The 6927-nt window shown below is 57.7% G+C and carries 8 protein-coding genes; 4 read left to right on the plus strand and 4 right to left on the minus strand.

Annotated features, from left to right (window positions below; all coding sequences use genetic code 11):
* Positions 1-234: 234 nt before the first annotated feature.
* The 3 genes from QMM04_RS19690 to QMM04_RS19700 all read right to left on the minus strand — a co-directional run bounded on the left by QMM04_RS19690 (position 235) and on the right by QMM04_RS19700 (position 1835).
* Positions 235-570 carry a hypothetical protein gene (locus QMM04_RS19690; RefSeq protein ID WP_282996818.1) on the minus strand — a complete coding sequence of 112 codons (336 nt, stop codon included), beginning with the start codon at positions 568-570 and terminating at the stop codon, positions 235-237.
* Entirely contained in the window at positions 567-782 is a 216-nt protein-coding gene (locus QMM04_RS19695; RefSeq protein ID WP_282996819.1) for a hypothetical protein, read from the minus strand. The genes QMM04_RS19690 and QMM04_RS19695 overlap by 4 nt, the downstream gene beginning before the upstream one ends.
* A 135-nt stretch (positions 783-917) precedes the next feature.
* Positions 918-1835: a LysR family transcriptional regulator gene (locus QMM04_RS19700; protein WP_282996820.1), complete on the minus strand. Its 918-nt coding sequence runs from the start codon at positions 1833-1835 to the stop codon at positions 918-920.
* 138 nt (positions 1836-1973) lie between these two features.
* Here QMM04_RS19700 and QMM04_RS19705 point away from each other — a divergent pair, with 138 nt between their 5' ends.
* The gene (locus tag QMM04_RS19705) at positions 1974-2624 is read left to right on the plus strand and encodes a hydrolase (protein ID WP_282996821.1); all 651 of its coding nucleotides are present in this window, start codon (positions 1974-1976) and stop codon (positions 2622-2624) included.
* A 50-nt stretch (positions 2625-2674) separates the two neighbouring features.
* Complete coding sequence (locus QMM04_RS19710) at positions 2675-3640, plus strand: zinc-binding alcohol dehydrogenase family protein (RefSeq protein ID WP_282996822.1); 966 nt, start codon at positions 2675-2677, stop codon at positions 3638-3640.
* 146 nt (positions 3641-3786) lie between these two features.
* Here QMM04_RS19710 and QMM04_RS19715 read toward each other — a convergent pair whose 3' ends face one another.
* Positions 3787-4134, minus strand: coding sequence for a hypothetical protein (locus QMM04_RS19715; RefSeq protein ID WP_282996823.1), 348 nt, complete (start codon positions 4132-4134; stop codon positions 3787-3789).
* Positions 4135-4674: 540 nt separating this feature from the next.
* On the opposite strand from QMM04_RS19715, the gene umuD reads away from it, so the two are divergent.
* Together umuD and umuC are read left to right on the plus strand one after the other, a co-directional pair.
* Positions 4675-5124: a translesion error-prone DNA polymerase V autoproteolytic subunit gene (umuD, locus tag QMM04_RS19720; protein WP_282996824.1), complete on the plus strand. Its 450-nt coding sequence runs from the start codon at positions 4675-4677 to the stop codon at positions 5122-5124.
* Between the two features lie 8 nt (positions 5125-5132).
* Positions 5133-6407 carry a translesion error-prone DNA polymerase V subunit UmuC gene (umuC, locus tag QMM04_RS19725; RefSeq protein WP_282996825.1) on the plus strand — a complete coding sequence of 425 codons (1275 nt, stop codon included), beginning with the start codon at positions 5133-5135 and terminating at the stop codon, positions 6405-6407.
* The last annotated feature ends 520 nt before the right edge of the window (positions 6408-6927 follow it).

A 6927-nucleotide genomic window follows, 5' to 3' on the forward strand; every position in this document is an offset into this window, starting at 1 on the left:
ACGCGCCGCCGGAGCGGACTGAATGTCCCGCGCACGGCGGGGAACGGGTGAGCAGGCCGGCGACAGCTTCCCTTGTTTGCGAGGCCGCCCGGCTACCGTGAGGGCACGGCACTTTATGCCCGCCGTTTACCGGCCGCAGGACGGGAGACGGCATAAGCGTGGAGCGAAGCGACGTCATCATTATCTTTCCCGTGAAAAGCGCCGCCCGCCGGGCGGCCGCCTGAGTCGTCGTTTTCAGCCCCGGAAATCAGGCCAGTGGCAACCGCACCGGTCGCTCACCACGGGTGCCAGAAGCGTACCGGTCACTTCCCAATCATCCAGAAAATGGAGGCCGGAAAGTGTCGCTGCCTGCTGCGCATCAAGTTGCACGAGAGACTTCAGCCAGACGTCATTGCCGTCAAAGCGCCAGTAACAGCCTTCACTCTCACGGGGTTCGCCCTTCCACCACGTACGGCCCATGAGCATGCAGCCCGCCTCTGCCAGCTGCTCATCCGGTGACAGGATGAGCATATGCTCCTCTGAGCATATGCCCTGCCACTCTGCCTGAAAGGAAGCCAGCCAGGTGTTCACTCTTTTTCCTCCCGTTTTGCCAGAACCGTGTCAGCGCAGTGGCGCAGGAAGTACCAGCTGAGACTGATATCCGCATCAAGCGTGGCATCGGCCAGCGCGATCGTGGCCAGCACCTCATCGGACGTCAGCTCCGGTGCCACGTCTTCGAAATCATCGGCTACCCACAGGTGCACTACGCAGGGTGTGTCTGGTGCAAAACGCGTAAGCGTCACATCCAGGCCGTATTGACGCCTATAAAGATTTAAGATCGACTGCCCACGACATCAGATTCCGGACACGGTTCCTCGGCGCTTAACCCCTGTGTGAGTTTTCATCGTTGGAAACACCGCGCTCTGGCTCCGTACTAACTAAATCTCTTCGCTGCTGAAACCAAAAAGTGCCGGATTGTTTTTGAAATACTCAATCATCATTTCAGTGAGGACCCGCACCTGGCGCGTTGGATGCTTTCCCGGCGGACGCACAACGTATACGGCTCCCGGAGGGACTGGATAACGTGTCATGATTGGGATCAGCGCGCCGGAAGCGACGTAGTTGTGCGTGATGCAATCGGGAAGCCAAGCGATGCCGAGACCTGCCGCCGCCGCCGCCGCGAGAGCTATGGCGCTGTCGGCCTTGAATCGGCCTTGCGGCTGAACAGTTACGATCTTCTTCCCATCCATAAACTGCCAGGATTCAGTCCCCTGCATGAGGGCATGATGGGAGACCAGTTCGGCCAACGTATCGGGTGATCCATTCAACTCGATATAGGCAGGGCTTGCGACAAGCTTCCCATGAATCGGCCCGATGCGCTTCGCAATTAAATTAGAGTCCTGAAGATAGGCACCCCGGATTGCGCAATCGAAACCCTCTGCGATGAGATCAACGAAGCGATCGCTGTAGGAAGCCTGAATGTGAAGTTTCGGATGCAGACATGCCATTTCTGCAAGCACAGGGGCGAAATGGGTTGCGCCAATAGTCAGCGGCATGGCTACCCTCAGGTGACCCCGGAGGTCACCTGAGGGTAGGATCGTATCCCTGGCCATATCAATCTCGGCGCCAGCTCGTGCCGCATGGTGTCTGAACGTGATACCGGCTTCGGTTAGTGCCGCGCCACGGGTCGTTCGGACAAGAAGCTGAACGCCAAGCTCCGCTTCTATGCGAAAGAGTCTCCGACTGACTATGGACTTGGTAATACCGAGCCGACGCGCCGCAGCCGATATGCCCCCAGCATCAGCGACAGCAACGAATGTCTGTAGATCTTCAATGTCCAAACCAGTGTTCCTCATTCTGCGACACAGTTTGCGAAATTATGGGACTAGCGTATCCATATGGTGAACATTACATTGCATCCATGCAAGACCATTGTGTGTATCTCCCTCAAATCCAATGCCGATAGTCTTAAGCGGCAAAGAAAGGAAATCCAGATGCCTCTTCGTAACGGCCTCGATTCACTTCTTCGTCCCGAGGACTCGGTCCTCGTTCTGATCGACCATCAGCCTTATCAGCTCGCGAACCTGAACAGCCACGATCCGCACATCGTGGTCAACAATTCGACTGCCCTGGCGAAGACCGCAAGAATCTTCAGCGTGCCCACCATCCTGACCAGCGTGGTTGCTGAGCGTGGCGGCCTTATCTTTCCACAAATCACCGATGTGTTTCCCGACCAGGAAGTGTTTGACCGTACGTTTATTAACACCTGGGAAGACCGTAAGGTTGTGGATGCGGTGAAGGCGGCGGGGCGTAAGCAACTGATTATCGCAGGGCTCTGGACCGAGGTTTGCGTTGCGATGCCGGCGATCCAGGCCGCTGGCGAGGGTTGGGACGTGACAGTCGTCACAGATGCCTCCGGGGGCACCTCGGTCGAGGCGCACGAGATCGCGATCAAGCGTATGGCGGCAGCTGGTGTGAATCTGCTTACCTGGCTTGCAGTGGCTTCAGAATGGCAGCGTGACTGGGCTCGTACAGAGCATGCCGCCGAGCTTTCAGAGGTGCTTGTTCAGCATGCAGCCGGCAGCGGGATTGCCTTCCTCTGGGAGCAGCAGCTCCTGAAGACCCAGGTGCCTGGCGAAGGCTGATTTGAACCTGACTGAGCGTTTCCCAGGTGACGAGGTTGTGGTGAATAAATATGAAAGCAGCTATCTATGATCATCCCGGTCCGCCAAGTGTCCTCCGTTATGCGGATGTACCGGATCCGGTTTGCCCGGGCGACGGCGTCCTGATTCAGGTCGAGGCTGTTGCTATTGAAGGCGGCGACCTGATCCATCGCGCGTCCACGCCCCCGCCCCATACGGCCTTTGTCGTCGGTTATGCCGCCGCTGGTGAGGTTATTGCGGTCGGAGACAAGGTGAAAGATCGCCGTGTAGGCCAGAAAGTGACAAGTTTCGATCTTGCCGGGTCGCATGCGCAGCTACGCGCAGTGACTGCGGCAAGGACGTGGCCTGTGCCAGAGGGACTATGCATGGCTGCCGCCGCGGCAATGCCTATCGCGTTCGGGACCGCTCATCACAGCCTGTTCGCCCGGGGTAGATTAAAGCGTGGTGAAACAGTCTTAATCCAGGGCGGCGCAGGTGGCGTCGGGCTCGCCGCCATCCAGCTAGCACATCTGGCAGGTGCGAACGTACTTGCCACGGTCTCCGGGGCCGGGAGGGCTGAACGCCTCGTCAAACTTGGTCTCGACCATGCGATCGATCATCGCTCGGCCGACGTCGTAGGTACGGTCATGGGTCTGACCGGAGGCCGGGGAGTGGATCTCGTTGTTGACCCGGTCGGAACCACCCTGCAGACCTCTCTTGGGGCACTCCGGCCGGAGGGGCGTCTGGTGTTCATCGGTAACGCTGGCGGTTCGCGGCTGGCTATCGATCCGTGGCCAGCGTTGCAGGCGAACCAAACACTTTTAGGCGTTTTCATGGGATCGCAACTAGAAAAACCTGATGTCCACCTCACGATTTCCAGGATGCTGGAGTTAGCGGTAACGGGTCAAATCAAAGTGATCGTGGACAGGACGTATCCGCTTGCGGCAGCGGCTGAGGCCCATGCATATTCCGAAGAAAATTCCATACTCGGGCGTGTTGTTATAATCCCACCCAGGTAATGAGCATTACATATTTGCCTCAGAACGAAAGTAGCAGTTTTTACATCTCCGGATTACAACCTACTGGAAATTCAGACCAGACAATCATTCCTGGATTGACTCTATACGCAATTTAGAACTGTGTGCTGGCAGAGTCAGGTCAAATTTTATCTAATGCAGCAATGAGATTGGTTTTCCACGGCAGCAGATCGCGCAGCCGGTTCACAGGCCATTCCTGGATATGACACAGGACATATCCCGTCGACACCGGCGAATGCGTCAGCACCTGATTCAGCCCGCATCCAGAGGGCCTGACGGGTGAGCCAGAAGCCGGGGGAGTGGAACACGAAGCCCAGCTGCTCCGCCAGCGTCTGCGTCACCGGCAGGCGCCCCGCCAGAAAAGCCCGGGCGATATCGCTGTTCAGCCCGCAGCGATCACACAGCTGCGTCACGGAGATATCGTGCTCAGTCAGAAGATAAGCGAGAAAACGTGCGGGAGAGGTGTGGCCATCCATAGATTGCCCCGGAGGCTGATGAGGAGTTTCATGCAGATTAAAACGGTCCGTCAGGTCTGCACAATGGATCCCGGAAAAATACCTGCCGTTAACTGTCAGCCCCCAACGCTCGCCGCAGTCACGGCTGAGGCGTACCGCAGCAGCGCGAGGAACGAACAGTCGTGCCGAGGAAGCGTCATTTCACCGATGCCGGCATGGACTGCTTACGCACGTTACGCTTATTCTGCATTTCAACAAAACCAGCCCGGCCCAAGAGCGCCGGGCTGTAAAGGTACAACCGGAAACGCCTCTCCACGTCTGCCGGCCCTGACCTGAGCATAGTGGCGTCACTCAGTATCAGCCAGCCGACGTTCATAAAAATTTCCCGGCGGGTCAGTCAGATGGCTTCGCTTCTGCGCCAACCCGTTTCGCTCCCTCTTGCCAGATAATTCCCCCTCAATAATACTGTATGTATAAACAGTAAAACAACAGGAGGAATTTTATGCGCGATTTACTCAGCACTTTTGAAGTCACACTGCAGCATGGCCGGGGCATCAGATCATGAACCCGGGCAGCTCTACCGCCGACCTGACGCTGCTCTGGCCACCCATTTTTACGCCGAGGGTCAGGGTACCGCTTTATGCCGATCCGTGCGCCGCCGGCTTCCCCTCCCCTGCACAGGATTACGTCGAGAAAGAACTCGATCTGAACGAACTGTGCATCCGCCGGCGCGCCTCTACCTTCTTCGTGCGCGCCAGCGGCAACAGCATGCGGGACCTGGGCCTCTGCGACGGCGACGTAATGGTGGTTGACCGGGCCGAGGAAGCCGCTCACGGCGACATCGTGATTGCCGAGGTCAACGGCGAGTTCACGGTCAAGCGCCTGCAGCTGCAGCCCAGGCTCGCGCTGCTGCCCATGAATCCGGCCTACCCGATGATCTACCCGGAGGAGCTGCAGCTGCTCGGCGTCGTGACCTGGTTCTTTAACAGTACCCGTGCCCGCCGGAGGTGATCATGCCCATGTTTGGTCTGGCCGACGTTAACTCCTTTTACGCCAGCTGCGAGGCGCTCTTCCGCCCTGACCTGCGCGGCAGGCCGGTGGTCGTGCTGAGTAACAATGACGGCTGCGTCATCGCACGCAGCGCCGCTGCCAAAAAACTCGGCATAAAGATGGCCGCACCGTGGTTTCAGATCAAAAATGAGGGATATCCTGAAAAGATTCATGTGTTTAGCTCAAATTACGCCCTTTACCACTCGTTGTCTAACAGGGTCATGATGGCACTGGAGGAAATGACGCCGAAGGTCGAGCAGTACTCTATTGACGAGATGTTTCTCGATTTAACCGGCATTGATGGCTTGGAGGACTTTGAGCACTTCGGCCGGCGCCTGCGCGCCCACGTGCTGGCCACGACCGGCCTGACCGTCGGCGTGGGCATGGGGCCAACAAAAACCCTCGCAAAATCAGCGCAATGGGCCAGCAAGGAGTGGCCGCAGTTCCGCGGAGTGCTGGCACTGACGCCGGATAATCCAAAGCGTACCGCGACGCTGCTGGAAAACCAGCCCGTAGAGGAGATATGGGGCGTTGGCCGGCGCATCGGCAGGCGGCTCAATCTGATGGGCATTGAAAACGCCCTGCAGCTGGCGCGCGCGCACCCTGCCCTCATCCGAAAAAACTTCAGCGTGGTGCTCGAGCGCACCGTTCGCGAGCTCAACGGGGAATCGTGCATTCCCCTCGAGGAGTTTGCGCCGGCGAAACAGCAGATCGTCTGCAGCCGCTCTTTTGGTGAGCGCATCACGACAAAAGTGGCCATGCAGGAAGCGCTGTGTCAGTACGCCACCCGTGCGGCGGAGAAGCTGAGAAATGAGCGCCAGTTCTGCCGGCGCATCAGCGTTTTTATCCGGACCTCGCCGCACGCGCAGGGAGAAGTCTTCTACGGCAACAGCGCCGGCGAGAATCTCACCCTACCCACGCAGGATACGCGCGACGTGATTGAGGTGGCCATGCGATCGCTCGACCGCATCTGGCTTGAAGGGCGACGTTACATGAAGGCCGGCATCATGCTCGATGACTTCACGCCAGACGGCGTCAGTCAGCTGAATCTGTTCGATGAGGATAAGCCGCGGGCCAACAGCGCGCAGCTGATGAAAGTACTGGACGGCATCAACCAGTCCGGGCTCGGCAGCATATGGTTTGCGAGTCAGGGCGTGAATACAGAATGGAAAATGAAGCGGGAGATGCTATCTCCTGCCTGGACAACGCGCTGGAGCGATATTCCTGTTGCTCGGGTGCTCTGAGATACCACGGATGTTCCGGACGTTTCAGGGTATCGGTCAGTGAGCTGTTCTCCTTACTGGTTATAAAGCCAGAATTCATCCATGAGTAAGAAAGGAAGCCCCGGTTTTTGTCCCTGAAGTAACGCCCCCGGGGCAGTCTGTCGCCAGGATGCAGCTTCCGGACCCGCTCGTCAAACGCGGGACGCCGCCGGCGAACGTTGCCTTTAAACATATCTGCAGACTGGGTGATTGTAGTCATTACCCTTCCCTGCCCGCGGACCTGCTTAAACAGTTCATGCATTAACATTATTGACTCTCCATCACGCTGCAATCGCTCAGCGTGATTTGTTTTGCTTCCAGCTGTCGTTGGCCATGAATGCCGCACGCGAAACGCAGCCCCCCACAGCAGCTGAAGGCCAATTTTGATCAGCTCGCTGGCGTGCGGCAAGAAAAAGAGCGGCACGATGAACAGGGCACTCAAGAGAAAGCCCCATTCAGCAGCGCTTTTTCTGTCTTTGCCATCGAGCTTTCTAAGCCCCAT

Source organism: Pantoea sp. Pa-EAmG (assembly GCF_030024295.1).
Lineage (GTDB): Bacteria > Pseudomonadota > Gammaproteobacteria > Enterobacterales > Enterobacteriaceae > Pantoea > Pantoea dispersa.

Bases quoted from the DNA above. Each gene is read 5' to 3' on its own strand.
- QMM04_RS19700 (WP_282996820.1), bottom strand. From the start codon at position 1,835: ATGAGGAACACTGGTTTGGACATTGAAGATCTACAGACATTCGTTGCT.
- QMM04_RS19705 (WP_282996821.1), top strand. From the start codon at position 1,974: ATGCCTCTTCGTAACGGCCTCGATTCACTTCTTCGTCCCGAGGACTCG.
- QMM04_RS19710 (WP_282996822.1), top strand. From the start codon at position 2,675: ATGAAAGCAGCTATCTATGATCATCCCGGTCCGCCAAGTGTCCTCCGT.
- QMM04_RS19715 (WP_282996823.1), bottom strand. From the start codon at position 4,134: ATGGATGGCCACACCTCTCCCGCACGTTTTCTCGCTTATCTTCTGACT.
- umuD (WP_282996824.1), top strand. From the start codon at position 4,675: ATGAACCCGGGCAGCTCTACCGCCGACCTGACGCTGCTCTGGCCACCC.
- umuC (WP_282996825.1), top strand. From the start codon at position 5,133: ATGTTTGGTCTGGCCGACGTTAACTCCTTTTACGCCAGCTGCGAGGCG.